General features: G+C 50.1%; 15 protein-coding genes. 3 read left to right on the plus strand and 12 right to left on the minus strand.

Translation table 11 applies throughout. The features are described from left to right. The first annotated feature begins 18 nt into the window (after positions 1-18). Positions 19-1,791, plus strand: a complete 1,773-nt coding sequence (locus tag ACYVD4_RS14900; RefSeq protein ID WP_460946964.1) for a RagB/SusD family nutrient uptake outer membrane protein — start codon at positions 19-21, stop codon at positions 1,789-1,791. A 192-nt stretch (positions 1,792-1,983) separates the two neighbouring features. On the opposite strand, the gene ACYVD4_RS14905 is transcribed toward ACYVD4_RS14900, so the two are convergent. Next, positions 1,984-2,526: a nuclear transport factor 2 family protein gene (locus ACYVD4_RS14905; protein ID WP_460946966.1), complete on the minus strand. Its 543-nt coding sequence runs from the start codon at positions 2,524-2,526 to the stop codon at positions 1,984-1,986. 151 nt (positions 2,527-2,677) lie between these two features. Here ACYVD4_RS14905 and ACYVD4_RS14910 point away from each other — a divergent pair, with 151 nt between their 5' ends. Beyond that, positions 2,678-3,685, plus strand: a complete 1,008-nt coding sequence (locus ACYVD4_RS14910; RefSeq protein ID WP_460946968.1) for an AraC family transcriptional regulator — start codon at positions 2,678-2,680, stop codon at positions 3,683-3,685. Positions 3,686-3,767: 82 nt separating this feature from the next. Here the strand turns inward: ACYVD4_RS14910 and ACYVD4_RS14915 are convergent, their stop codons facing one another. The 8 genes from ACYVD4_RS14915 to ACYVD4_RS14950 form a co-directional block, all read right to left on the minus strand. Then, positions 3,768-10,616 carry an FG-GAP-like repeat-containing protein gene (locus tag ACYVD4_RS14915; RefSeq protein ID WP_460946971.1) on the minus strand — a complete coding sequence of 2,283 codons (6,849 nt, stop codon included), beginning with the start codon at positions 10,614-10,616 and terminating at the stop codon, positions 3,768-3,770. 681 nt (positions 10,617-11,297) lie between these two features. Next, positions 11,298-11,741 (minus strand): LytTR family DNA-binding domain-containing protein, encoded by a 444-nt coding sequence (locus ACYVD4_RS14920; RefSeq protein ID WP_460946973.1) that lies wholly within the window; start codon positions 11,739-11,741, stop codon positions 11,298-11,300. A gap of 17 nt (positions 11,742-11,758) precedes the next feature. Next, a complete protein-coding gene (locus tag ACYVD4_RS14925) occupies positions 11,759-16,087 on the minus strand; it encodes a beta strand repeat-containing protein (protein ID WP_460946975.1) in 4,329 nt (1,442 codons plus the stop codon). A 60-nt stretch (positions 16,088-16,147) separates the two neighbouring features. After that, the gene (locus tag ACYVD4_RS14930) at positions 16,148-16,576 is read right to left on the minus strand and encodes a nuclear transport factor 2 family protein (protein ID WP_460946977.1); all 429 of its coding nucleotides are present in this window, start codon (positions 16,574-16,576) and stop codon (positions 16,148-16,150) included. A 173-nt stretch (positions 16,577-16,749) separates the two neighbouring features. Continuing rightward, the gene (locus tag ACYVD4_RS14935; RefSeq protein ID WP_460946979.1) at positions 16,750-18,690 is read right to left on the minus strand and encodes a helix-turn-helix domain-containing protein; all 1,941 of its coding nucleotides are present in this window, start codon (positions 18,688-18,690) and stop codon (positions 16,750-16,752) included. Positions 18,691-18,843: 153 nt separating this feature from the next. Further along, positions 18,844-19,683: a ThuA domain-containing protein gene (locus ACYVD4_RS14940; protein WP_460946981.1), complete on the minus strand. Its 840-nt coding sequence runs from the start codon at positions 19,681-19,683 to the stop codon at positions 18,844-18,846. A 93-nt stretch (positions 19,684-19,776) separates the two neighbouring features. Further along, a complete protein-coding gene (locus ACYVD4_RS14945; protein ID WP_460946983.1) occupies positions 19,777-20,523 on the minus strand; it encodes a LytR/AlgR family response regulator transcription factor in 747 nt (248 codons plus the stop codon). An 11-nt stretch (positions 20,524-20,534) separates the two neighbouring features. Beyond that, positions 20,535-21,695 carry a sensor histidine kinase gene (locus tag ACYVD4_RS14950; protein ID WP_460946985.1) on the minus strand — a complete coding sequence of 387 codons (1,161 nt, stop codon included), beginning with the start codon at positions 21,693-21,695 and terminating at the stop codon, positions 20,535-20,537. A 253-nt stretch (positions 21,696-21,948) separates the two neighbouring features. Between ACYVD4_RS14950 and ACYVD4_RS14955 the strand changes: the two genes are divergently transcribed. Continuing rightward, complete coding sequence (locus tag ACYVD4_RS14955) at positions 21,949-22,290, plus strand: hypothetical protein (protein ID WP_460946987.1); 342 nt, start codon at positions 21,949-21,951, stop codon at positions 22,288-22,290. Positions 22,291-22,382: 92 nt separating this feature from the next. On the opposite strand, the gene ACYVD4_RS14960 is transcribed toward ACYVD4_RS14955, so the two are convergent. From ACYVD4_RS14960 to ACYVD4_RS14970, 3 genes are read right to left on the minus strand one after another with little or no spacing between them, the layout of a single operon-like run. Further along, positions 22,383-22,967 (minus strand): hypothetical protein, encoded by a 585-nt coding sequence (locus ACYVD4_RS14960; protein ID WP_460946988.1) that lies wholly within the window; start codon positions 22,965-22,967, stop codon positions 22,383-22,385. Between the two features lie 51 nt (positions 22,968-23,018). Next, positions 23,019-24,782 carry an ABC transporter ATP-binding protein gene (locus ACYVD4_RS14965; RefSeq protein ID WP_460946990.1) on the minus strand — a complete coding sequence of 588 codons (1,764 nt, stop codon included), beginning with the start codon at positions 24,780-24,782 and terminating at the stop codon, positions 23,019-23,021. Then, complete coding sequence (locus tag ACYVD4_RS14970) at positions 24,766-26,520, minus strand: ABC transporter ATP-binding protein (protein ID WP_460946992.1); 1,755 nt, start codon at positions 26,518-26,520, stop codon at positions 24,766-24,768. The genes ACYVD4_RS14965 and ACYVD4_RS14970 overlap by 17 nt, the downstream gene beginning before the upstream one ends. Positions 26,521-26,748 lie beyond the last annotated feature (228 nt).

Consider the following 26,748-nt stretch of genomic DNA (forward strand, 5'->3'; position numbering starts at 1 on the left):
TACCCAACAATCGACATCATGAAACTGAACTATATTCTTATTCTGCTTACCACGGTCTTATTCATAAGCTGTGACCTTGAAGAAGTGCCGGAAGCAACTACGGCCAAAGGCCCCATATTTAGCAACGAAAGCGGGCTGGTGCTGTATACGAACTCATTTTACACGATGTTCAACGGCAAAAACCTGCACCGGGCCGATGCCATGTCCGACTATCTGGCGCGCAAAGACACGCCCCCGTTTATTACCGAAGGCAACTATAGCGCACAGGTAAGTACCGACTGGACATGGACTGATTTACGGAATATCAACTATTTCATTCAGAACTGTAATGATCCTCGTGTGCCGTTAACCGTCCGAAAAAACTACCTGGGTATTGCCCGGTTTTTCAGAGCCTGGTTTTATTTCGCCAAGGTAAAACGGTTTGGCGACGTACCGTGGATTGGGAAAGCTATCGATGTAACCGAAACTGACCTGCTTTACAAAACCCGCGATTCCCGTACAATGGTAATGGATTCGGTCATCGCCGATCTGGATTACGCCAGCCAGAATATTACGACCGCCAGCGAACCTACCCGTAGTCTGGTGACCAAATACGTAGCATACGCGTTCAAAGCCCGCGTCTGTCTGCACGAAGGTACATTCCGAAAATACCATACCAATTTAGGGATGCAGGGTTCGGTAGAAAACCTGTTGAATCAAGCTGCCGTAGCGGCTAAAAAGGTAATGGATGAAGGCGGATACAAATTGAACGATGGTGCCGGAACCGATAAATCGTATCGGCAGGTATTTACCAACGGTACGCCAGTAGCTACCGAAGTAATGCTCTCGGCCGTCTGCGATCTGGCACTGAACAACCTCAACGACGCCAACTGGTATTGGACAAGTGGTACGTATGGCGATAAGGCCAGCTTTATCCGAACATTTATCAATACGTATCTGAATATCGACGGCACACCTTATACCAACAATCCGGCTTACAAAACCATGTTGTTTAAAGATGAGGTAAAGAATCGGGATAAACGACTTCAGCAAACCATTCGGGTGGGCGATTACAAACGAACAAACAATGGCGTGCTGGTGGCTTCTCCCCCGCTCTTCTCCTACACCTACACCGGCTATATGCCCATCAAATGGACGCTGGACGATATGTATTACGATACGCGGGATTTGAATATCAATTCTGTCAGCATCTTTCGCTACGCCGAAGTTTTGTTGAATTATGCCGAAGCAAAGGCCGAACTCAATACGCTCACCGATGCCGACTGGGCACTAACCATCGGCACGTTACGTAAACGGGCGGGTATTACGGGCGGCCTCACCGCCAAACCCGTAACCGTTGATCCGTATCTGCAATCGAAATATTTTCCCGGCATTACCAGCCCGGTTATTCTGGAAGTACGTCGGGAAAGAGGTATTGAGTTGTGTCTGGAAGGATTTCGCTTCGACGACATCGTTCGCTGGAAACGGGGCGAGTTGATGCAAATGGAATGGAACGGTATGTATGTGCCCGAACTGAATACGCCTATGGATCTTAACGAAGATGGCGTACCGGACGTAGCGTTTTATAAAACTACGTTGCCAGCCAATCGGCCTGCTGGTGTTACGTATGTAGACGTATCGCCAACGGTGAGCGGGAAACCCAATTCGCAGCTTCTGGCGGGTGATTCGTCGGGCGAACTAACCTGGCTGAACAACATTCCCCGGAAGTTCAACGACAAGAATTATTACTACCCTATTCCGACCGGCGACATTATCACCAATCCTAAACTAACTCAAAATCCCGGCTGGTAACCAGATTTTACCACCCCCAACCGAGCGTCGGCCCGGCCCCTCCTGTTTTAGGAGGGGACTATGCAGAGAATTAATTGCTTCCTTATTTCAAAATTGTTTAAACGACTAACAATCGTCTTTGGTAAAGCCCCCTCCTGTTTTAGGAGGGGGTTGGGGGTGGTAAATGCAAAACGTCGTAAAGTGGGGTAATATCTATTTACCCCAGAACTCATCTTCCTGGGCAACGTCTTCCGAGTAAATCGTAGCTTCAACAATCTTCCCATTCTCAACAGTATACACGTCGATATTGTGAACATCCAATACACCGCCACCGGGCATCACGGCTTTCCAATGGACCAGACAGGCCACTTTATTGCCGTTGACAGTCAGTTGTTTTATGTCAGCCAGACGTAGCGTCTGCGACGATGCCTGAATCATGCCGCCAACCATCTGCACAACAGCATCACTCGACTTCTTAAGACCCGAAAAACGATTCGTACCCGGTTGATTCCATTGGATATTTGGATGAATCAATGCCACCGAAGTCTGGTGATCACCTTGTTGTATAGACGTCAGGAAGGTTTTGATAACTTGAGCAGGCTGGTCGGTCAATACGTCAGATGGATTCATGGTTGATAAACTGGTTTTGTTTAAGGTTGATTTAAGACTGGTTTGTGCCTGTGCGGGCTGGTTAGTAAGCAGCACTGCCGATAGGGCAAGAGCCGAAAACAACGTAGTAACTGACTGATTCTTCATGGCATTTCGATTGATTATCAGTGTTTGACTGATGCAAAACTAGGGTTACCAACCGGGCTAAAGCTTACCCCATTCCGCCAATCAGTTACCATTTCACGCCAGCGAATCAATCTGGCGACGTATTCCGTTTACCTTCGCAAAAACTTCTATCATGGACGATTTTCAACTACGATTTGTTGGCACGTTGCTGGCCTATGCTGCCCAACGCAATCTCTCGCCAGAGCATCTCTGTCAGCTTTCGGACATCGATTGGGAAGGCATTAAACAACGTAGCGGCTCTACCATAACAGCCCAGCAGTTTAATACGCTATGGCAAAATGCCAGTCAACTCAGTAACGATGCACTTTTTGGATTGCATTTTGGGGAATCGCTCCAACTGGCAGCTTTAGGAATTGTAGGGCAAATCGTTCAGACCAGCCAGACCGTTGGGAGTGCGCTCACGCAAGCGGCAGACTTTATACCCCTGTTAACCAATCTGTTTGACATGGACGTAGTGCAGCGCAACGATTCATTCACCGTTCGATTCATTCCTTATCCCGACCGGTCGGCTGAGGCTCCTTTTGCCCTTCGCCAAATGCTTGACTTGGCGATGGTGTTCGTGCTGCATGAAGTTAACGGACTGATGCTGACCAAACTGAAACCAGAAGCGGTTTCTCTGCCCTACGCAACGGAATATGAATTGGAATACGCTCGCGTGCTACGTTGCTCACCTGGCCAAACCGACGCTACGTATAGTCTGACGTTTGCCGGCCACTACTGGAACGTACCGATTCTAACGGCTAATTATGATATGCAACAATTTTTAGTACAGCAGGCAACTGCGCTGATCAATACCGTTGGTAAGGAGCCGTCACTGAAAGAACGTATTTGCAATCACCTGATTTCTAATGCTTATTTGGGAATTCCAACCCTCGAAGGAATAGCTGCTAATTTCAACACCAGCGCCCGTAGTTTACAGCGCAAACTTCAGGATGAGGGTGTTACGTATCAGCAACTTGCCGACTCAATCCGAAAATCGCTGGCCATGACGTATCTGGAGTCCGGCAAATATCCGCTCAAAGAAATTTCTTATCTCCTAGGTTATAATGAGTTAAGCGCCTTTAGTCGGGCGTTTAAACGATGGACTGGCGCAACACCAGTAACACACCGAAAAGCCTGAAAAGTGGTTTGTTTATCACCTCACTCAAACCGCCAAAGCCGAACATAAAAAATCGGCCTTGACGGTTTGAGATTTCACTACGCTAATTAGTACCAAGTCTCAATCGGCTACTGATAGCAAATTGAAGTCGCCCGGTTGATGTGTAAATCACTCGCTGCGCCTGACCCACGTAACTCGCCGGTAAGCTTACCGTATGATTCAAGGTCACTACGTCCGTTACCAACGGTACTCGGCCACACGACCACACACTCGCATCACTCCAAGCGCCCCCCTTCACACTGTACATGCTCCCACAACCACTCCCATTCTCCACACTCAACGGCCATAACGTACTCACTCTACCTCCACTCGCATCAGTGGCAATCACCGTCACACTGTAGAACGTACTCGCTGAAGCCGACACCACACCCGTAATCACATTCGGCGAGACCAAACTTAACCCCGCCGGTAAACCCAACACCGATAAACTCAAACTACTCGGCGTCTCCGCATCGGTGAACGTAGTGGTCGGTATCGGATAACTGAATGCCTGACCTACCGTGGCCGACTGGGGAGGTATCGGATTCTCCACTCTCGGATTCCCATTCGAACAGTAAGACAGCCAGTTATAAGAAAAACTAGCTTCACCCGGGGTCCCCTGCTGACTCGCTTTAAACACAATCACAGGGTTGTCAGTAAACACCGTCAGTTGATAAGGCTCGTTGATGGTAATCGACAAAGTCTCATTAACCACCGACAGACTAATGGGCTGACCGTTGGTCTGCTCAAAACTAACCGTGAAGTTTATACGTCGTTCGTAATAGCTCACATGATTACAATCCAGCATGGTGATTCCGGAAATGGCGAAGCTACGCGATTGAACACTCAGGCCAAACGTAGTACTCACCGACAAGCCCCCCGGATCAGTCGCCACCACCGTCACGCTGAAGGGAGAACCCACCGTGGTGGAAGGCACGCCCGTAATCAGATTCGGTGCAACAAAGCTCAACCCCGCTGGCAATCCTACTACCGACAAGGTCAGGCTATTGGGTGTTTCGGCATCGGTGAAGGTGTTGGCGGGAAGGGTGTAGCTAAAGGCATTGCCCAACGTAGTGGATTGAGGAGGAAGCACATTAGCGACCGTCGGGGCACAATTCTGATAGCCAACACTGACACTAGCCGTTCTCGAACACCCATTGGCGCCCGTCAGTGTTACCGAATACGTATTGGCCGACGTAACGCTAATGGCGGACGTAGTGGCCCCCGTACTCCACCGATACGTGCCCACACCTACAGCACTCAAACTCACTGACGTAGTGGCGCAACTTAAGGTAGCACTACTGGAGACAATCGTGAGCGAAGGGGGTGTTTGGTCAACACTAACATTGGCTGATGCTGTGCTTGAACACCCATTGGCTCCCGTCAACGTAACCGAATACGCTCCCGACAACGTAGTACTAATCACCGACGTAGTGCCCCCATTACTCCACCGATACGTACCAGCGCCCACCGCCGACAGGCTAACGACTGGATTCGTACAAGTCAGCGTTCCTATAGATGGGCTAATGGTTAAGGATGGCGGAGTTTGGTCCTGACTTATGCTGACCGTAGCAGTACTCGAACAGCCGTTGGCTCCCGTCAACGTAACCGAGTAAGCCCCCGCCAACGTAGTACTAATCACCTGAGTTGTAGCTCCCGTACTCCACCGATATGTACCAACACCCACCGCACTTAAACTGACTGCTGTTGTGGCACAGGTCAACGTAGCATTCGTTGGGGCAATGCTTACCGACGGGGGCGTATTGTTCAGACTAATAGACGTAGTAGCCGTAGCGCTACAGCCATTCGCCCCTGTCAACGTAATGGAATACGTACCTGCCGACGTAGCTGAGATGACCGCAGAAGTAGCACCTGTGCTCCACCGATACGTTCCCATACCCACCGCTGTTAAACTCACCGCTGTATTGGTGCAAGTCAACGTAGCACTCTGAGGGTTAAGCAGTAAGGAGGGAGATGTTTGATCGGCACTCACGTTGATTGTAGCCGTACCTGAGCAGCCGTTCGCACTCGTTACCGTAACTGAATACGTATTGGCCGACGTAACGCTAATGGCGGACGTAGTAGCCCCCGTACTCCACCGATACGTACCAACACCCACCGCACTCAAGTTCACCACCGGAGTGGTGCAGGTCAACGTAACACCGCTTGGCGTTCCGATTGATGGGGCAATGCTGATTGACGGGGGAGTTTGATCGATACTCACACTAGCAATAGCTGTACTCGAACAACCATTGGCTCCTGTCAACGTAACCGAATACGTATCAGCCATACTCACCGAGATGGCAGACGTAGTAGCTCCGTTACTCCATCGATACGTGCCCATACCCACCGCTGTTAAACTCACCGCTGTGGTGGTGCAAGTCAACGTAGTACTCTGAGGGTTAAGCAGTAAGGAGGGAGACGTTTGATCGGCACTCACGTTGATTGTAGCCGTACCTGAGCAGCCGTTCGCACTCGTTACCGTAACTGAATACGTATTGGCCGACGTAACACTAATGGCGGACGTAGTGCCCTCATTACTCCACCGATACGTACCAACACCCACCGCACTCAAGTTCACCACCGGAGTGGTACAGGTTAACGTAGCGGATGCGGGCTGAATACTAGCCACAGGCGGTGTTTGATCGACAGTGACCGTAGTCGAGGCAACGGCAGAACAACCGGCAGCATTCAATACGGTTACCGAGTAAACACCCCCCAGACTCACCGTAGCCGTATTATTGGCCGGATCATAATGGGTAGCTCCAGCGCTGAACTGATACGTACTGCCTCCGCTTGCCGTCAAAATCGCCATTGGTTGATCGCAGGTAAGCGGACCGTTATTAGAGAGCGAGGCAACAGGTGAGCTATTAACGGTCAAACTAAACGCTGTAGACGTCACACTGTTACAGGCTCCCGTCACCACTACCGAGTAACTTCCCCCAGCTACCGTCTGCACATTGGTCAGCGACAACGTAGCACTCGTTTGCCCATTGACATCCAAGCCATCTTTATACCATTGATAGGTAAATGGACCGGTTCCCGATACGTTTACAGAGGTCGATACTGGGCTGCCGACACAAACGGCCGTACCCGCTGTCGGTTGGGTAATCAGGGTCGGACTGGCGGGCATGGTGAGGGTAGCCGACAGTGGAAGGGTTTGCGCTACACAACTGCCACTCAAAGCCAGACTGTATACACCCGCTCCCCGATTGCCGACCACAAACTGTCCATTAGCATCACTAACAGGAGCCGGACTAACGGTAGTGGCGTTCCCATCGACGGTGTAGCTGAGTGCATAGGTCGTGTTGGCGTGCAGGCCCGAGATGGTCAATGAGCCATTAGAGGGCGTGCAGGTGGTGGGATTGGTGGCACTCACACTCAGGGGTTGATTCCCTGTTCCAACGGTGAAGACCCCCCCGTTGAGGTTCTGGATAATACCGGTGTTGGTGGAGATGCTGCTGTTGCCAATGGCGTTCTCGATGATCGTACCGCTGTTGGAGAAGCTTTCTTTGTTCTCAATGACGGCATTAGCTACTATGTTGAGCAAGGCCCCACAACCCGAGTTGTTAAAGGTGGCCACGTTCCAAATGCCAAGGACACCCACCGGAGTGATGGCTCCAATGGTAATTTGAGCTGAATTGGTGAAGGTGCCACTATAATTATACAAACCAGAAACACTTGCTCGGTCGATGGCAATGCTCCCCCCAGGATTATTGTTGAACGTAGTCCAGTTCCAAAGACCAAAGGAGCCCACCGAAGCGTTGGCGCCAATCGCTAGCTGACCCGAATTGGTGAAGGTGCCACTATAATTATACAAACTGCTATGAGTTGCTCGGTCGATGGTGATGTGCCCCTGCGGATTATTGGTGAAGGTAGATCGGTTCTCAAGGCCATATTGTCCCCCCGAAGCAATGGCGCCAATCGTTAGCTGACCCGAATTGGTGAAGGTGCCACTATAATTATACAAACCGCTACTAAATGCCCGGTCGATGGAGATGATGCCCCCCGGATTATTGGTGAAGGTAGAATAGTTAGACAAACCATAATACCCCACCGAAGCGATGGTACCAATGGCCAACTGCCCGCTGTTGCTGACCGTGCCGTTGTTACAAAAGGCCATCGTAGTGCCGTTGATACTTTTTGAGCCGTTGATACTTAAACTGCCCCCAGCGGTGATGGAGAGCGAAACTCCGCTCTGCACCTCCACCGAGTTGGTCACCACCGTCATGCTCAGAACCGGCTGATTAGTGGGTGAAGAGGGAATCACCACGTCGTCGGTGGTTAGGGGTACCCGTCCAGCCGACCAGTTAGCAGGCGTGTTCCAATCGGTGGAGGTGCAACCCGTCCACAGAACACCCGAAGAGGTGGTCACTACGCCCGTGTTCGTACCGCTGACCGAGAACGTACCCCCGTTGAGGTTCTGGATAATACCGGTGTTGGTAGAGATGCTGCTGTTGCCACTGGCGTTCTTGATGATCGTACCGCTGTTGGAGAAGCTGCTGAAGTTGGTAATATTAGCTACTACGTTGAGCAAGGCCCCACATCCCGAGTTATTGAAGGTAGCTAGATTCCGAACGCCCTCACTGCCTACCGAAGCGATGGCGCCAATCGTTAGCTGAGCCGAATTGGTGAACGTGCCAGTTTGATTCAACAAGCCCGTAAGATTTACCCGGTCAATGGCGATGCTGCCTCCGAAATTATTAGTAAAGGTAGCTCGATTAGAAATACCATAGTCCCCTACTGAAGCGTTGGCACCAATCATTAGCTGACCCAAATTGGTGAAGTTATTATAATTAAATAAACCACTACTACTTGTATGGTCGATGGCGATGCTGCCCCCTGAGTTATTAATAAAGGGACCATAGTTATTCAAACCAATGCTGCCCCCTGAAACAATGGCACCGATCGTAATTTGAGCCGAATTGGTGAAGGTGCCATCTTGGTTCAACAATCCCACAAAATTCGCCCGATCGATGGAAATGCTGCTCCCCGGATTGTTGTTGAACGTAGCCCGGTTCACAAGCCCAAATTGTCCCACCGAAGCCGTGTTGCCCAGCACCAACTGCCCGTTGTTATTGACCGAGCCGTTGTTATAAAAGCCTGTTATAGTGCCGCCTATGCTTTTCGAGCCGTTGATGGTCAAACTGCCCTCAGCCGTGATACTCAGCGAGGACCCACTCTGCACCTCTACCGACTTAGCCACCGCCGTCGTGCTCAGAACCGGCTGATTAGTGGGTGAAGATGGAATCACCACGTCGTCGGTGGTCAGCGGTACGCGGGCCGGACACCAGTTGTTCGCTACGTTCCAGTTGGTACTGGTTTGCCCCGTCCAGGTGAGGGTAGAGGTCATCTCATTGACTACCGTCGAACTGGCCGAAGCCGTACAGCCGCTGGCATTGGCAACGATGACCGAATAGGTGCCCGGCTGGTTGACCACGGCCTGATTCGACGTACCGATCTGGATGGCTCCAGCACTAAACGTATAGGTGCTTCCATTGGTAGCCAAGGCCGTCAACGTAACGCTGGTATTGGCGCAGGTGAGCACACCACTGGTCAGGCTGGCGTTGGTCGGGACAGCATTCACCGATACCGTGACCAGACTGGTGCTCGTAGGTGAGCCGCCCGATGACGCTGCGGTAAGGGTAAAGGTTTGGAGGCCACTCACAGCCGTACCCACACTGGCCGATACGGCACTGGTTGAGGTCGCCGAGAGGATGATACCGGCGGGAGCTGCCCAGGTGTAGGAGTAGGGGGCGGTTCCACCAGACGCGGTGACCGACAGGGTGGTTGTAGTTCCTGCACAAACGGGGTTGGGGGTGGCTGAAGTAACCAGGTTCGGTGGAAATACCGTGCAGTTCAGCCGAACCGATGCGTTGTCGGTGTTAAAATTGGCGGTTGTCAGGTCAGTTTTGCCATCGCTATTGAAGTCCCCCACTGCCACTGAATTGGGGCCACCCCCCACCGGAAAGTCGGTTTTGGACCCAAAGGTACCCGTGCCCGTACCCAGCAGCACTGATACGTTGTTGACAGAAAAATTGGCAGTGACCAGATCGGTTTTGCCATCGCCATTAAAATCTCCCACTGCCACCGAATTTGGTGTATTCCCTACCGGAAAGTCGGTTTTGGCCCCAAAGCTGCCTGTGCCCGTACCCAACAGCACCGAGACGGAGCTACCCCAATAATTGGCGGTTACCAGATCGGTTTTGCCATCGCCATTGAAGTCCCCCACCGCCACCGAACCGGAGGCATTCCCTGCGGGAAAGTCGGTTTTGGATTCAAAGGTGCCGTTGCCTGTGCCCAGTAGCACCGATATGTTCGATCCGTTGTTTTGGAAATCGGCGACGGCCAGATCGGTTTTGCCATCGCCATTGAAGTCCCCTACTGCCACCGAATTGGGGGCCGCCCCCACCGTAACGTCAGCTTTGGGTTCAAAGGTGCCATTGCCCGTACCCAGTAGCACCGATATGTTGTTGCTGTTATAATTGCCGGTGACCAAATCGGTTTTTCCATCCCCATTGAAGTCCCCCACTGCCACCGACATAGGTCTAGTGCCTACCGTAAAGTCGGCCTTATTGCCAAAAGAGCCTGTGCCTGTACCCAACCGCACCGATATGTTGCTGCCATCAGAATTAGTGGTGACCACATCGGTTTTGCCATCGCCATTAAAGTCCCCTACCGCCACCGCCCAGGGCTCCCCCGTCATCGAAAAGTCGGTTTTGGCGGCAAAGGTGGTCGCGCCTGTCCTCAGCAACACTGATACACTGCCATTAACAGCATTATTGGCAGTAACCACATCGGGGCGACCATCGCCATTGAAGTCCGCCACCGCTACTGAAGAGGGATAATTCCCCACCCGAGTATTGGTGACTGTTTGAAAACACAGTGCCTGTGCCTGTACTTGACGGCTCAATCCGGTAAGTAAAACGATCACCACCCCCAACCTCAGTAAACAGTATCTATCCCGGTCAGATTGTCGGAAAAACGGATTCGCTTGAGAACGAGCTGATCGAAGTGCAGTCGGTAAAAAAGAGGTATAAAAAGGCTTCATATGTCGTGGGAATGGAGGAAAAGTCACCGGCAAGAGGCCGAATCAGGAGAGATTGGTAAGTAAAAAGAAGGCATAAACGAAAGGTATAGGCGACAGCGAGTTGGCCGTCAATAGCTGTATTGTCGGGAAATCTGATGTTGATAGTCGTCAGCAGTCCGATCAACACCATCAGCCACAGCCGGTGTCCGGTCAGTAATGGTGTAAATAAAAGCATACCGGGTAGGGAGATTTTGAACCGATTAGCCGCCGGGAGAATGGTAAAAAACGGTCAATTGTTGGCCACAAACTTACCCCATCAGGCGTTGGCGGACTTAGTGTATTGTGTCAAAAACTTAGTCTATTGTGTCAGTACTTAGTCTATTATCCCAAATTTGGGAGTTTGACTTGCTCATCGTCTGATTGAGGTGGAGGTCAGGCAACGTAGTGAAAATAAACTAGAAAGGGTGCTCTATTTCTCGTCAGAAAGTGACCCTCAAAACGTCCATTCATGGAGATAGGAAACGAACAAACTACTTGCTATTTGGAAAGACATGTTTAGCGAATTTACTTATCACCGTTGAGCCTGCTTAATACCTGTTTCACCTGACTGATACGACGACGGGACACCGTAACGACCTGTTCCCTTACCCCGCCCTGCAAAATGACCACAAACTGATTGCGACCGGGAATGTGCCAATCCACAATCAAAGCCGGATCAACCGCCAGCCCTTTGTTGAGCCGCACCAGATACGGGTACCGTTGGCATACTTTACCCAACGTAAGGGCCGACAGATAATGACCGCCGTCGTGAAAATAGAGGTGCGTGTAGTTGCCTTCGGCCACCAGACAGCTCACCTGAGGGACACCTGTGGCCGGATGGGTTGGTAAGCGGGGTGTGGGTTTCATTGGCAAAAGAGAGAACGTTTCCCGCTTCCTGAAATAGTGTTCATGGCAACTGTGGAGGTGATCATTGAGCCATGCCCGCTCGTTGGTACGTTCAATGATCACCTGACAGAAGTGGATTATTAATTACCCCCCAGCCTTAACCGACTGCTGGTCCCAAAAAGCAATCGCCCGGTGGCTGAGTACATCACCCGTAAGGCTTGTCCCTGATAAGTAGGTGGTAAACTCACCCCATGATGCAGCGTTATAGCATCGGTAATCAATGGGATACGACCACACGACCACACACTGGCCTCATTCCAATTGCCCGCTTTCAGCGTAAACATACTCCCGCAACTTCCTGGGTTCACGACAATCAGGGTCAGAATTGTGGCCACAGACCCACCTGCTGGATCAGTAGCAATCACGGTCACACTATAGAAAGTACTGACAGATGCCGAAGCGGTCCCGGTAATCGTAACTGGTGCGACAAAACTCAATCCGGCCGGTAGTCCCACCATCGACAAACTCAGATTGTTTGGCGTTTCGGCATCGGTGAACGTAGTGGCGAGGATGGTGTAGCTAAACGCCTGTCCCGCTGTCACCGACAGCGGTGGAATCACATTGGCTACTGTTGGCACACAGTTCTGATACGTAACGGAAGCTGAAGCCATTGCACTACAGCCATTGGAACCGGTCAAGGTAACCGAATACGTACCCACCGATGTAGCACTGATAGTAGACGTAGTGGCGCCCGTACTCCACCGATACGTGCCAACACCCACCGCACTTAAATTTACCGACGTAGTGGTGCAACTCAACGTAGTACCGGTCGGATTGATACTGATCGAAGGGGGCGTTCGATCGGCAGCCACACCAATAGACGCCATACTCGAGCAACCATTCGCCCCCGTCAGCGTAACGGAATACGTACCAGCCACACTCACCGAGACGGCCGACGTAGTAGCGCCCGTACTCCATCGATACGTTCCCGTTCCTACTGCGGTTAAACTCACCACCGGCGTGGCGCAGGTCAACGTAGCACCAGCCGGCGTTCCGGTACTTGGGTTAATACTGAATACAGGCGGGTTGGTATCCTGACTAATGGTGATGGTTGCCGAAGAACTACAGCCATTGGCGCCTGTCAACGTAACGGAATAGGTTCCTGCCAACGTAGCACTGATCGAGGACGTAGTAGCACCTGTGCTCCACTGATACGTGCTACCACCCACCGCGCTTAAACTCACCATCGGGTTGGCACAGCTCAACGTAGCAGAGGAGAGAAGAATAACGACCGATGGTGGGGTTTGATCCACCGTAACCGTCGTCGATGCAATCGCCGAACAACCTGCCGAACTCACTACCGTTACCGAGTAAACTCCCGCCTGACTCACCGTAGCCGTATGGCTGCCCGGCCCAGAATGAGTAGTCCCTGTGCTGAACTGATACGTACTACCCCCACTGGCGGTCAACACCACCGTTGGGGTATCGCAGGTGAGTGGACCACTCGCCGAGAGCGAGGCAACAGGTGCGCTATTGACCGTCAAACTAAACGCCGTAGAGGTCACACTGTTACAGGCGCCCGTCACCACCACCGAGTAACTACCCTCATCGCTGGTTTGTACATTGTTCAGCGACAACGTAGCGGCTGTCTGACTGCTAACGGGTGTGCTAAAAGAGTCTTTGTACCACTGATACGTAAAAGGACCTGTTCCCGACACGCTGATGCTGGCCGTTACGTTAGCCCCTACACAAACAGCGGAGTTGGCCACGGGTTGGGCCGTAAAAACTAGTTGAAGATTGGGTGCACCCTGATACTCAACAGCACCTATGTCGATAGTACCGTTGTTGTAGTAGCGATTTTGCCCACTCAGATCGGTAGCGGGGCCACTGGCCGACGTATAGGCATCATTACTACCCGAGTTAATAGCCAGAGCGCAGGCATTGATCGCTACAGTGGCGGTGCTGGCAAAGGGCGAAGAGAGCGTCGTCAGGTTCCCCGGCCCGCTCACATTCATCCCGATTACCGTTACCGACGAGGGTTCGAACAAACTGTATGTAGCCGTAAATTCACTGGGAGTGCCGTCATTAACCTCCCTGGTGAACGTATTGCTGCCTCCGTTGCCAAAGGCTACACAATTGGTCAAAGTGGCTCCGCCGTTGAAGGTATGAATAGCTCCTCCCAATGAAGCGGTATTGTTCTGAAAGGTACAGTTGATTACCCGAAGCACCGACCTAAAGTTCTGAATGGCCCCACCAGTGCCAGTAGACTGATTATTCAGGAAAGCACAGTTGATCAGCGTAACTGTACCATCCTGATTGTCGATGGCACCACCCTCCTGCGAAGCACTGTTAGCCTGAAAGACGCAGTTGGTCACTGTCGGATTGCTATTCTCTTTGTTGTACAACGCCCCGCCCCGACCGGCGAAATTGTTCTGAAAGCTTAAGTTGGTCAGCGTTGGACTGCTGCCAACGTTGTTTATCCCTCCACCGTAATCATTAGACCCACCATTGCCGCCGGTTATGACAAAGCCATTAAGGATGGCGGTGGCATTTAGACCATTGTTATTAATAATCTGAAAACTATTGCCCGTTTGGGTGCCATCATTATCGATGTCGCCCGAAAGGGTGGTGCTGGAAGGCTGCCCACTTACCGGATTAATCGTCGGACGCTGGCTCAGGCTGGTTTCTGTGCCCACAAAGCCTCCATAAATGGCCACTCCGTTCTTCATCGAGATGCTGCCCCCCCTATAATAGGGATCGCCCGTGGGCTTGTAAGTACCAGCCGACACCCAAACCTGTCTGGCATTGGTAATATTGATCTGACCCTGTAAATCGCCCGATGCCTCGGCCCAGGAGTTTCCATTACCGCTGGCTCCCGATTTAACGTAGCGAATGGGCGAATAGGTCGTCAGGCTATAAACGCTACTCAGGGCTATGCAACCCGTGGCATCGGTAACCCGAACCGTCATAGAATAACTACCGACCTGGGTGGGTGTGCCAGAAAGTACCCCCGTGCTGGACAGAGTCAAACCAGCGGGCAAACTTCCCCGGATCAGACTAAAGCTGTGGGGAGCCGTGCCGCCCGATGCCGTAAATGGCTGACTGAACAGACTATCAATCGGAGCGATATTTACTGTAGGAATGCTCAGGCTAATCGTAGGCGTGGTCTGATATTCGATAGCACCCATATCGATAGTGCCGTTATTGTAAGTACGAAGCTGCCCATTTAAGTCGGTAGAAGGTCCGCTGGCCGAGGTGTAGGCCGCATTGTTGCCTGCGTTAATGGCGAGGGAACAACCATGAAGGGCTACGGTGGCCGTACTGGTAAAGGGCGACGTGGTAGTAGTCAGGTTATTGCCTGCGTTGGTGTAGCCTGTTACCCCAGGTTCGAACAAACTGTAGCTAACTGTAATTCCAGTGTTACCCGTATAAAAGAATGTTTTGCTGCCCCCGTTGCCGAAGGCCACACTGTTGGTCAGGATGGACATACCACTACCGGTAAAAATGCCGGCCCCCAGCGAAGCGGTATTGTTCTGCAAGGAACTGTTGATCGCCCGAAGCGTACCCCCATAGTTATTAATCGCACCACCGTAGTTAGTAGCCTGATTGTTCAGAAAAGCACAGTTGATCAGAGTACTATTCGTACTGTTTTCGCTGTTAATAGCTCCCCCCTCCTGCGTAGCGGTGTTTCTCTGGAACGTACAGTTGGTCAGCAACAGGTTGATACTAGTAAAGATGAACACCGCCCCACCTCGCGTAGCAGTGTTTCTCTGGAACGTACAGTTGGTCACCGATGGGCTGCTGTTATTGTTATACATCGCTCCACCGCCATCGTAGGCTGAATTATCCAGGAAAGAGCAGTTTGTCAGCATCGGGCTGCTGCCCAAATTGTGCATCCCCGCACCCTGAAGCGCGTAATTGTTCAGGAACGTACAGTTGGTCACTGTAGGAGTGCCGCTGTAGTAGTTATACATCGCCCCACCAAAACTAGTTTGATTATTGGCGCCGGCAATGACGAATCCATTGAGGAGAGCCGTACCATTAAGATATAAGTCGTTGTAGATCAGAGTGTACGTATTACCAGTCAGCGTTCCATCATTGTCGATGTCGCCTGAGAGGGTGGTGCTGGAGGGCTGACCACTCACCGGATTGACCACCGGACGCTGATTCAGACTGGTTTCGGTGCCCGCGAAGCCGCCATAAATAGCCACCCCATTCTTCATCGAGAAACGGGCACTCCGATTGGTGGTGGATGTAGTGGGCTTGTAAGTACCAGCGGCCACCCAGACCTGATCGCCCGATGCGCTGGCATTGATGGCTCCTTGTAAATCAGACGTACTGTTGGTCCAACTCGTGGCCGTACTCGCAGCCTGCGTCCCACTGAGTTTCACATAGCGGATGGTTTGCCCCTGACTCAGCAGGGGGAAAATTAGAAGTAAAACGTAAAAAAGAGGGAGAATTGATTTCATCGTGGTTTTGTATGCGGTAAGAGTTAGTGGGATTGGTTCAGTACGTAGTGACCGGTTTCGTTAATACGTGTATTGTCGGGTAATCTGGGCCTGTTCGATGGTGTAAATCACACATACCGGACCCTTACCCCGCAACCACCCTTCGGCCACCACCTGATGCTGGCTTGCTACGTATAGCTGGGTGATTTCCAGAAACGGAACAGACGTACCCGGGGGATGATACATGCTAAGCACCTGCTGGCGCGGACGCATCACTTCGTCGTATTGAGTCGTGGCATCTTTACACCGTACCTCATCGGCAAATAGCCGACTCAGCCCCTGTCGATCCTGTTGATTGAGGCATCGCTGTAGTTGTTTCACCAACTGGGTATTGGCCAACTGAAGCGCTTCAAGAGCCGCCTGATCGGTTTGCCGACAAGTCGTCAGCAGGCCGATCAGCACCAGCAGCCACAGCCGGTGCGAAGGCAGAAATGGTGGAGATAAAAGCATACCGGGTAGGGAGATTCGGAACCAACTGACCATGGGGAGAAGGCTACTAAAACGGTCAATTGTTAATCACAAACTTACCCCATCAGGCGTTGGCGGACTTAGTGTATTGTGTCAAAAACTTAGTCTATTGTGTCAGCACTTAGTCTATTGTCCCAAATTTGGTTTTGGCCAGCTCATCGTCTGATTGAGGTGGGGTCGGGAAGGTTATACTGGCGCAGGATAGCGCGAAAAATCGGATCGCGGTGATAGGGCCGAAAGACAGGAAATGCCAGCAGGTCGCGATAGATAAATCCAGCATCGGCGGCTTGTCGGAGGTAACGCAGGCAATTGGCATGATCACCCAGACCGGCGTAGACAACCGCTTTATTATAACAGACCTGTGGTGTCTCGGGCAACGTAGTGAGATACGAGCGGGCACGGGCAGGTTGTCCCAAACGGGCTTCGCAATAATACAGAGAGGGTAATTGGGTCGTAAAACTGGGGTTCAGACGTAGTGCCTCCTGATAGGCGCGTGCTGCGTTAGCATAGTCGTTTTTAGCCAGCCCGTTAATGGCCTGTACCAATGCATACAGAAACGAATCTCCGAAAAGCAGCTTGCTATCAGCCAGACTTTGGTCGGCCAGATCGAAACGCCCTGCATAGACACAGTTTAGTGCATGGCCGGTCGAAATAACCGGATACAGTGGATCAAGCGTACGTGCTTTAGTACTATAGGTCAACGCTTCGTTGAACCGGCCTACCGAACGTAGCAGCAGGCTATACCAGTAATTAGCCTGCGCATCGTTGGTATTGTACCGTAGTGCCTGCCGGAAGGCCGTTTCAGCCTGCTTCCACTGAAAAACGATTGCATACAAACTACCCAACGTAGCATAGGCGGTGCTGTTGGTACTGTCGAATTGAATAGCCGTCAAGGCGTTTTGCTTTCCCAGATTCCAGTTTGCCTGCCCCGTTGCGTAGCCCATGTCGATCAGTAACTGGTAGCATACCGCTTTGTAGGCATAGGCATCGGCAAAACGAGCATCGAGTTGAATCGCATCATCAAATTGGTCAATCGCAGCCCGAAGTTTATCCTCCGAGCGTGTAAGCATGAGCTGACGCCCCTGCAAAAACGCATTATAAGCAAGCGTATTGGTGGTGGGTACAGGGCGTACAACAGCGTGCGTATGCAGCCCTACAGCCGGATTGAGTTGTTGTAAGACTTCCCGCCCCATCTGGTCGGTCAGCCGAAAAATATCTGTGTATGGCCCCCGGTATGTTTTCGTCCAGAGTCGGATATCGTCGTTGGTTCGAATCAGTTCGAGTTTAATCTGAAGCTGATTTCCATTTTTCAACACACTACCTTTCAGCAGGTTAGCTACTTCCAATTCATCGCCAATCTGCCAAACCGTCTTTTTGGTATTCTGATACTGGTCTGACGAGGTGCGGGCAATGACTTTGAGTGAATCCATCAACGACAATACCGTGTGCAAATCATCAGTGATACCTTCCACCAGCGGTTCCGCTTCGGCCAACCCCATGTTTTTGAAAGGAAGAACGGCAATGGATCGGCTTGCTTTCAATGACGTTTGCTCACCATGCGCCTGGCTACTAACCTGTAGCCAGATAAACAGTGCCAAACCAGCCACAACCGCTATGACCATCCCCGGCACTACGTAACGATTCCGACGTTTTTGATACGTTACCGGCCGAGAATCTGCTGGCTGGGTTGTGGACTCTGGTTCTGTTAGTGCTACGTCATCGGCAACTACCCGTTCAGCATCAGGTGTCAGAGAGTCAGCATCAGGCTTCTGTTTTCTGAATTCGCTAGGGCTAACGGCAAATGTTTCGGTGAAATACTTGCTAAAATTTTGCGGATTCGAAATACCAACCTGCTCAGCAATTTCTGCCATGCGTAAATCGGTCGTTTTAATCAGATATTTGGCTTTTTCCAGCCGATACTGGCGAATAAACAAACTGACCGGAAGCCCTGTATGGTCTTTAACCAACCGATGTAGTTTGGACCGACTGACGCCCATTTCCCGACAAATAGCATCCGTTGACAAAGACGAATCTGATAAATCTCTGTCAATCAGCTCCTGCAATTTATCAATGAATGCCTCGTCAGAATTTACCATACGCTACGTACAAGTTACCCCAATAGATCAAACACCTATTTCTTGTTTTCTATGGGTTACAACCTGTAAAAATACAAATAAGAATGATTGTCAGTAGTCATGTTCTACCAAGCATCTACGAAACAAATGCTATGCCGTAGCATTACGTAGCATCTACTTTTTCCGGCCCCCCAGCCATAGAAGCGCGTTGATTAGAAGTTTATTCTGGGGCTCACTCGAAAATGAAGACGATAATTCTTTATTGGTTTTACCTTCATAGTCAATATCGTTGTGCCCCATATTCACGTAAAGCATCCGGTATTTTTTGTTTGTCCAGACCACTGGATAATCGCCACTGTGCCAGATTTCATGCGGTTTAGGGCCTGTTCCGAGCGGAAAACTGGACGAGTCGATTGATGCCAGAACGGTTATATCCGGATTTTTTCGCAAATCGTTCACCCACCGATACCACTCGTTTGGCGCCGTTTTAAACGTAACGGGAACATGCTTCATAACCGGGTGTTTCCGATCCTCGATGCGTAAGATGGCCGATGTGGGCCGCCACGTATTGCTTTTATACGAACCAGATCCCAAAAATTCGTTGTGATACCAATCCCAGTTTTGCGGGTATTTTGAGGGCGTTAAGGCGAAAGCGGCAAAATGGCAACCCAACCAGCCGCCCCCAGTTTCCATATATTTCTGGAACGCTTCGCGTTGTGCTGGCTCTTCAGGGCGCGTATCCAGAAAAATAACAACCTGATAGTTAGCCAGAAAATCCGCATTCAGATTATTCCAGTTGCTGGTCGAATCGTATAAGAAATTATACCGCGCGGCCATTTTCGGAAACCACCGATTAGCCTCCTGAACGTAGCTGATATGTGCTCGGTCGTTCTGCGCCGTGTAAAACGCAATGACCCGAAATTTTGGCGGCTTTGCCTGCGCATACAGGCTATAAACCAGACTCAACACAAAAAAAATGAGGAGTTGCAGAACTTGCTTACGGGCCCTATTCATAGACAGATGATACGTAGTGACTACCCATACCAGAAGCAAAAGCGGTAATAAGTATCGGCATACTACGTTCACTACGTATGCCCAAACGTTTTTTTACTCTATACCTATTTTCAGCACGCGCCCCACTTCCTTATGATACAGTCGGCCAATCGGTAATTCCTGCCCGGCAATGTCGATAGAATTGGGCGTGAAAGCCGCGATTTTATCAACGGCGACGATATACGAACGGTGAATACGGAGGAAACCCGTTTCGGGTAACATTTCTTCGAGCGAGCTGATACTTTGCTTCACAACCAGCGGGCGCCCCTGCGACGTAACGATTTTGACGTAATCTTTCAAACTTTCGACGTACAGAATATCGTGAAGAAATACCTTCACCATTTTCCGATCGACCCGAAAGTAAAGAAACGCCTGTTCGGACGTAGCACCGGGTTTATCAGTCGTTCCGTGGAGCGATTCAGGTTGGCTCTGAAAAACAGGAAGTTGCTCAACACGCATCACTTTAGAAACTGCCCGCAAAAACCGCTCGAACGAAATTGGTTTCAGCAGATAATCCACTACGTCGAGTTCGAAACCGTCGAGCGCGAATTCACGGTAGGCCGTTGTGAAGATGACTTTCGGCGGGTTACGCAGGCTGCGAACAAAATCGGTACCGAGCAGTTTCGGCATTTTAATGTCAAGAAACATCAGGTCAACAGAAGTAGCCTGCAATACACTGAACGCCTGAATAGCATTGTGGCATTTCCCAACAATTTCCAGATGATCGATATTACTGATGTGCGACTCAATAACCTCCAGCGCGGGCGGTTCATCATCAACAAGGAGGCAACGTAGCGCCATATACGTAACGGTTAAGCAGCTTCGATAAGCTCAGTTTTGGGTGAACTAGTCAGCGTAATTTCCGGAATCAATTCCATCGTCAAGCTTACCATATACGTTTCAGCTTCTACCGTAATTCGCAAGTCATGGCGGTTTGGATACAGTAATTGCAGACGTTTCTTCACATTCTGCAAGCCGATACCGCCAACCGACGTATCGCTGGGTTCAAGCTCTTCGCGGCTATTGATCACCTTGAATTTCAACGTATTATCCTGCAACAGCAGTTCGACGTGCATCCAGGCCTGCTCAAGCTGTTCACTTACACCGTGCTTGAAAGCGTTTTCGAGAAATGGAATCAGCAATAGCGGTGCAATCTGCTTATCACCATAATCGCCCGACATATTCACCGAAATATCGAGCCGTTCGGCATAACGCATCTGCTCCAGTGAAATGTAATTCCGCATAAACGCAATTTCTTTCTGAAGCGAAACTTCGGCAGCATTGCAGTCGTAGAGCATATAACTGAGTAGTTCCGATAGTTTCAGCACAACCGTTGGCGAGTGGTCTGATTTACGTAATGTGAGCCCATAGAGATTATTCAGCGTATTGAATAAAAAATGCGGATGCACCTGCGATTTCAGCAACTGCAGTTCGGCCTGTAATTTCTCCCGATCAATCTGTAAATACGCTTCCTGTTTCAGATACCAGGCTTTCACCAGTTTGATAGCCCCCGCAAATCCCCCAATCGTTAAAGCTCCCCGAAGACCGGCCATCATGGCAAAAAAGAAGCTATTTCCCGACGGGCGAAGTCCTAACCGAATATGCAGCGGATCGACCACAAACGTAGTAAGTGTGGCTGAAAACAAAGACGTCAGAACAATCAGCAACACCACCGCCGGAACCGCCCAACCGTATCGGCCTTTCAGCAAGAATGTTGGCACAAGCCAGTAAGCAATACTATACGCGAAAAACATATGGGCGGGCATAAACAGCGTTGAATCGAGAGCTGACCAACCAAACCCACGCACGAGTGCCTGTGGCCAGTCTAACCCTTGTCGCATCAGGTAATTTGCCGGTAGAAAACCGTACATAAACGCAAAAAACAGCATCCAGGTCAGCCAGAACAAACCATGTCTGGCCAGCCGATAACGCGGCTGATTAGAGAAGACAAATTCTTTGTTCAGACGTTGCATACGTTTGGTCATTACCTACCCGAAAATAGCTAAACAGAGCGTGTTTGCCTATTAAGCGGCCACATTATCGACAAACAACAAAATACCATCGCTAAACAGCCGCTTTTACCCCAAAATAGCCGTTTGTCGACCATTTGTTGTCGTATACCGGTTAACCCTTATCGCTGGACGATTATTCTGGCGGCCTATTTTATAAGCACCTACTTTTGAATCGGTTCTGGAACTCAGACCTCTTTATAAAACAACAACTACGATGAACACTACCTCAAAATTCCGGCTGGCCCTATTGGCCTTATTCATGACTGCCACTACGTTTACCACGCATGCTCAAAAACCAACCAACAAACTGGCTCCACGCGAAGGATTCTGGGTTGTTGAAACATCTCCGAAAAGCAAACAAAGTACCGTGCGTTTTTACGATGATCGCCAGAAACTGATTTACGAAGAAACGATGGACTATCGACTAAACATTGCTCGTACACGTATCAAACAACAATTAAATGCGGCTCTGGAACAGGCAATTTTTGTCTGGAACAACACACAGAAAATGCCAACCGACCGTCAATGGGTTGCTGTTCAGCTTGCTAGAAAGTAAATAGAACGATACGTATTAAACCAGCAAAGTCCGGACGTAGCATCCGGACTTTGCTGGTTTAATACGTATCGTTCTACGGCTAAATGGTACATTTACTGGGCTGATGCCGTGAACTTACCTGCAGGTATCATATTGATTTTCAAGCCAAAATCTTTCCCTTTCGATACGTCTTTCAGGCTTATCTTAACGCCTTGCTGACCCGTCCAGACAGTTCCGGCTTTTTCTGTTTTGGCCGTACCATAGCGAGCCGTGAAATAGCCGTTCAGCTCTTTCTGATAATCAGTTACCGACTGTCGGCTGTTTAGAAACAGATCGACATCGATACCCGAAATCTTCTGATCCATCTGAAAATAGAGCATATCGGCTGTTTCCAGATTTTTAAGTTCAATGGTGTAGCCTACGTGTTGCGCATCGCTCTCGAACGACTCTCCTTTTTCGACCAATTTTACTTTCGAGAAATCATCGCCCAGATTAACACCCCGCCAGTCGCTATTGGCGGTTAAACCCAGCTCGGCCAACCGCCCCGTAATCGGTATGTTCGACGTAGTGGACGGGTTTGCGTCAGTTGAAATAGCCGTCGAATCAACGGTTCTGCCATCGGTTTTCTGGCTATTGCCGCAAGATTGCAACGTAGTAAACGAAACGCCAATGATGCAGAGAATATAGATTTGTTTCATAAAATTCAGGTGTTGCTGGCAAAGGTAAATACAGATAACCGAAACTACGTATCAGCTAACACGCTTACCATGCAGCAACATATCGACAGCATCGTTCAGAGAACCCGCTCGCGTAACCTGCCCGGCATTAACAAAGAAGATTTCGTCGGCGCTTTCGATGGTATTCAGTCGGTGTGCAATCAGAATTCGGGTGGTGGATGCGGGCAGTTTTTGTAGAATTTCGCTCAGCAACTGCTCTGTTATCGTATCAATATTAGCCGTGGCTTCGTCTAGAATAAGTAGCTCTGGGTTACGTAACACCGCCCGCATAAAGGCGATGAGTTGTTTTTGCCCCAAACTGACCGTATCGCCCGTTGTCTGTACGTTTGTATCCAGCCCATCGTCGAATCGTTCCAGCAATCCTTCCAGCCCAGCTTGCTCAATAACTTCCGTCAGTTGCTCATTGGTATACTGGTGATAACGCTCGTTACCATACAGAATATTCTCGCGAACGGTGCCGGTAAAAAGAAACGGTTCCTGCAAAATGAAGCCGATTTTCTGCGTTCGTTCGGTGGCACTATACGAGCGAATATCTTTTCCATCGAGCAAAACGGTTCCGCTAGTAGGGTCATACAAACGGGCAATCAACGAAGCGGTAGTGGTTTTTCCGCCCCCGGTTGGGCCAACCAGCGCGTAGGTTTTACCCCGTTCTAGTGTAAAGCTGATGTTGTGCAACACTTCATGCCCGTTTGGATAACTGAACGATACGTTCTGAAATGCCAGCAGCGACGACGACGGTACACTCAACGGATTTTCGACAGTTGTCAGATTCGTTTGCATGATCAGCATGTGCGAAATCCGATCCCAACCGGCCAGCGCAACCTGAAAGCTGGCCCATAACGTAGCGAGCTGACGTAGCGGATTATAAAATTGCGTTACGTACGATAAAAAACTGATTAGTAAGCCAATCGTAAATCGATCTATCGAGATCAGGTAAATGCCGAACGTAAGCACAATAAGTTGACCGATACTAGCCGCCAGACTGAAAACGGGCAGATAAACGTTACCGGCCAAACCGGCACCAATAGCGGTTTTGTAATTCTGTTCGTTGGCTTCGTTGAATCGTTTCCGAAAATAATCGCGTCGGTTAAAGGCAATGATAACTTTGAAATTGGTGAGGCTTTCCTGAATTTCGGCGCTCATATTGCCCACGCTTTTCAGATTCTCGGCGTTTTTACGCTTCACCCAGGCAGACGTCAGTGTGATAAAAAGCCAAATCAAAATACCCGGCGACAAGGCCGCTGCTCCCAATGGCAGGTCGATAAAGAGCAGAAACAAGCCCGATCCAATCATGGTGACAATACTCCCCACGAAATTCATGAGCGATTGCGAAAAAAACTGATTCAGCTTATCGGTATCGTTATTAATCCGCGAAATCAGATCACCCGCTTTGTTCTGATTGAAAAACGCGACGGGCAATTCCTGCACTTTATTGAATACGGCGTTACGTAATTTAAAGAGTGTTCGCTGGCCAACGCCCCCCATCAGTCGCGATTGCAGATAGCCCACACCAATCGTACAGACGTACATGGCTAATAAAATACTTCCGTATACGAGCAGGCCGTGAAACTGTTTCGCCTGTATGTAGTTGTCTACCGCGCGACCAATAAGCACCGGGCCGAGCAAATTGAGGGTCGAATTGGTAAAAATGGCACCAAACGCCAGCATCAACGTCCGATGTTCGTCGCTGATCAGGGCCAGCAGTTTACGCAGGGCTTTATACGTAGCGTTTTTCTCTTCTTTCTGCCCAACAAACTGATTAAGATCGTAATTCATACTGGTTAGTGCTCCGCTGCGATTGATAGATCTGAACGTATTCGGGGCTGATAGCCAGCAACTCATGATGGGTGCCTTTGTCGATAATTTCGCCTTCCATGAGCAGAATAATCTGCTCGTACTGTTCGACAGAGGCAATTTTCTGCGTAACCGAAATCACGGTCATACCCGGATAATTCGCTCGAACGTTTGCCAGAATTTTCGTTTCGGTATTCGCATCGACCCGCGCCGTAAAATCGTCGAGCAGCAATACTTTTGGGTTCAACGCCAGCGCCCGCGCCAGCATAATCCGTTGCTTCTGCCCACCCGATAGGCTACTCCCCCGCTCCGACACAATGGTATTGAGTTTATCTGGCAATGCGTTTATAAAATCACCCAGCTCGGCGGTTTCGATAGCTCGGTTTAACGATTCTTCGGTTACGTTTTCGTTGAACGCAATATTTTCGCGTACACTCAGATTGAAAATTATACTGTCCTGAAATACAAATCCAACCTGCTGATGGAATATGTCTTCGTCGTACTCACCAATCGATTTCCCATCGTATGTCACACGCCCTGACGTGGGTTGCATTAATCCAGTCAGCACAAACAATAGCTGACTTTTACCGGCGGCCGTTGGCCCCACAATGGCCGTTTGCGTACCCGCTTTTACCGAGAACGTAACGTCTTTCAACACAGGCTTTTCGCCGTAAGAAAGTGATACGTTCTCAAGTGCTACGTTGCCGTTGAGCGTTGTGTTTAACGTACCACTTTTCGCCGTTTCAGGTGCCTGCAATACCTGATTGACACGCGTGTAGGAAGCCGATGCCTGTGCTATTACATTGCTCATAAAACCGATCACGATGATCGGAAAAATCAGCATCGACAGATAACTGTTAAAAGCGGTAAAATCCCCCAGCGACATCTGGTCGGTAATAACAAAATGGCCGCCCAGCACCAGAATCGTCAGCGCAGCCAGATTGGCCGTGAACGTAATAATCGGGATAAGTCCGGCAAACAATCGAAGAATAGAAATACCCAAATCTCTGGCTTCGGCATTGGCAGCCAGAAACTTATCGTATTCAAGCTGTTGCGAGTTGATGACCCGAATCAGCGCCGACCCAAGAATGCTTTCATTGATGACTTTATTGAGCCAATCGATCACTTCCCGGCTTTTGGTAAACAGCACGCGAACCTTTTTCAGCACCCAGAAAAACGTACCGCCAATAATCGGAATAATGGCCAGTACGGGCAGTGCCAGTTTCCAGTTTATGTTGATGAGCAAAATACTGGCTCCGATAATGATACACAGCGATGAAACAATGGATACGACAGCCTGTGATACAAACGTTTTGACCGAATCGATATCTGATGTGAGGTTGGTAAGCAGCCGGGCGGGGTTGGTCTGCTGGATGTACGTAAAGCTTTGACGCGAAATTTTATCGGCCAGTTGCGTCCGTAAATCTTTGGCCACCCGCTCCGATGCGTACGTCTGAACGATGCTTTGCAGGTACGAAAACACGAAGATGACCAACGTAGCACCTATAAACTGAATAACGGTAGTTTTGAGCACAAACTGTCCGGTACTGTAGCTGTCGATACCCCGTGAAATAATAATGGGTAAGATCAGGTTGATTCCATTACTGAGTAAAGCGAATAAAATCAACCAGAGAATCATGCCTGTGTAGGGCTTCAACAGGCCAAGCAACGGCGAAGAAGGCCTTTTGGCCGCCGGTTTCTGCGGAGCAGCTTTGTCCATAAGAGCGAGGGATGAGGACAAAGGTAACAAAATGAGCGACGTAACAGATTAAATCGCGGTTAGCAAATGAACGTAACGCGGACAGAATGTCCGCGTTACGTGTGCTGTTGTCTTTGACAGCATCTTGCTGTCGGGGCGCACTAGCGACCAAGAAACGATCAATAACGAAATTAGTTGGCCTCAATAGAGGCCCGACAGCAGGATGCTGTCGAAGACAACCGTATTTAC

The organism is Spirosoma daeguense (genome assembly GCF_054776875.1).

Coding starts and splice junctions, on each gene's coding strand:
- ACYVD4_RS14900 (WP_460946964.1), top strand. CDS start 19: ATGAAACTGAACTATATTCTTATTCTGCTTACCACGGTCTTATTCATA.
- ACYVD4_RS14905 (WP_460946966.1), bottom strand. CDS start 2,526: ATGAAGAATCAGTCAGTTACTACGTTGTTTTCGGCTCTTGCCCTATCG.
- ACYVD4_RS14910 (WP_460946968.1), top strand. CDS start 2,678: ATGGACGATTTTCAACTACGATTTGTTGGCACGTTGCTGGCCTATGCT.
- ACYVD4_RS14925 (WP_460946975.1), bottom strand. CDS start 16,087: ATGAAATCAATTCTCCCTCTTTTTTACGTTTTACTTCTAATTTTCCCC.
- ACYVD4_RS14930 (WP_460946977.1), bottom strand. CDS start 16,576: ATGCTTTTATCTCCACCATTTCTGCCTTCGCACCGGCTGTGGCTGCTG.
- ACYVD4_RS14935 (WP_460946979.1), bottom strand. CDS start 18,690: ATGGTAAATTCTGACGAGGCATTCATTGATAAATTGCAGGAGCTGATT.
- ACYVD4_RS14940 (WP_460946981.1), bottom strand. CDS start 19,683: ATGAATAGGGCCCGTAAGCAAGTTCTGCAACTCCTCATTTTTTTTGTG.
- ACYVD4_RS14945 (WP_460946983.1), bottom strand. CDS start 20,523: ATGGCGCTACGTTGCCTCCTTGTTGATGATGAACCGCCCGCGCTGGAG.
- ACYVD4_RS14950 (WP_460946985.1), bottom strand. CDS start 21,695: ATGCAACGTCTGAACAAAGAATTTGTCTTCTCTAATCAGCCGCGTTAT.
- ACYVD4_RS14955 (WP_460946987.1), top strand. CDS start 21,949: ATGAACACTACCTCAAAATTCCGGCTGGCCCTATTGGCCTTATTCATG.
- ACYVD4_RS14960 (WP_460946988.1), bottom strand. CDS start 22,967: ATGAAACAAATCTATATTCTCTGCATCATTGGCGTTTCGTTTACTACG.
- ACYVD4_RS14965 (WP_460946990.1), bottom strand. CDS start 24,782: ATGAATTACGATCTTAATCAGTTTGTTGGGCAGAAAGAAGAGAAAAAC.
- ACYVD4_RS14970 (WP_460946992.1), bottom strand. CDS start 26,520: ATGGACAAAGCTGCTCCGCAGAAACCGGCGGCCAAAAGGCCTTCTTCG.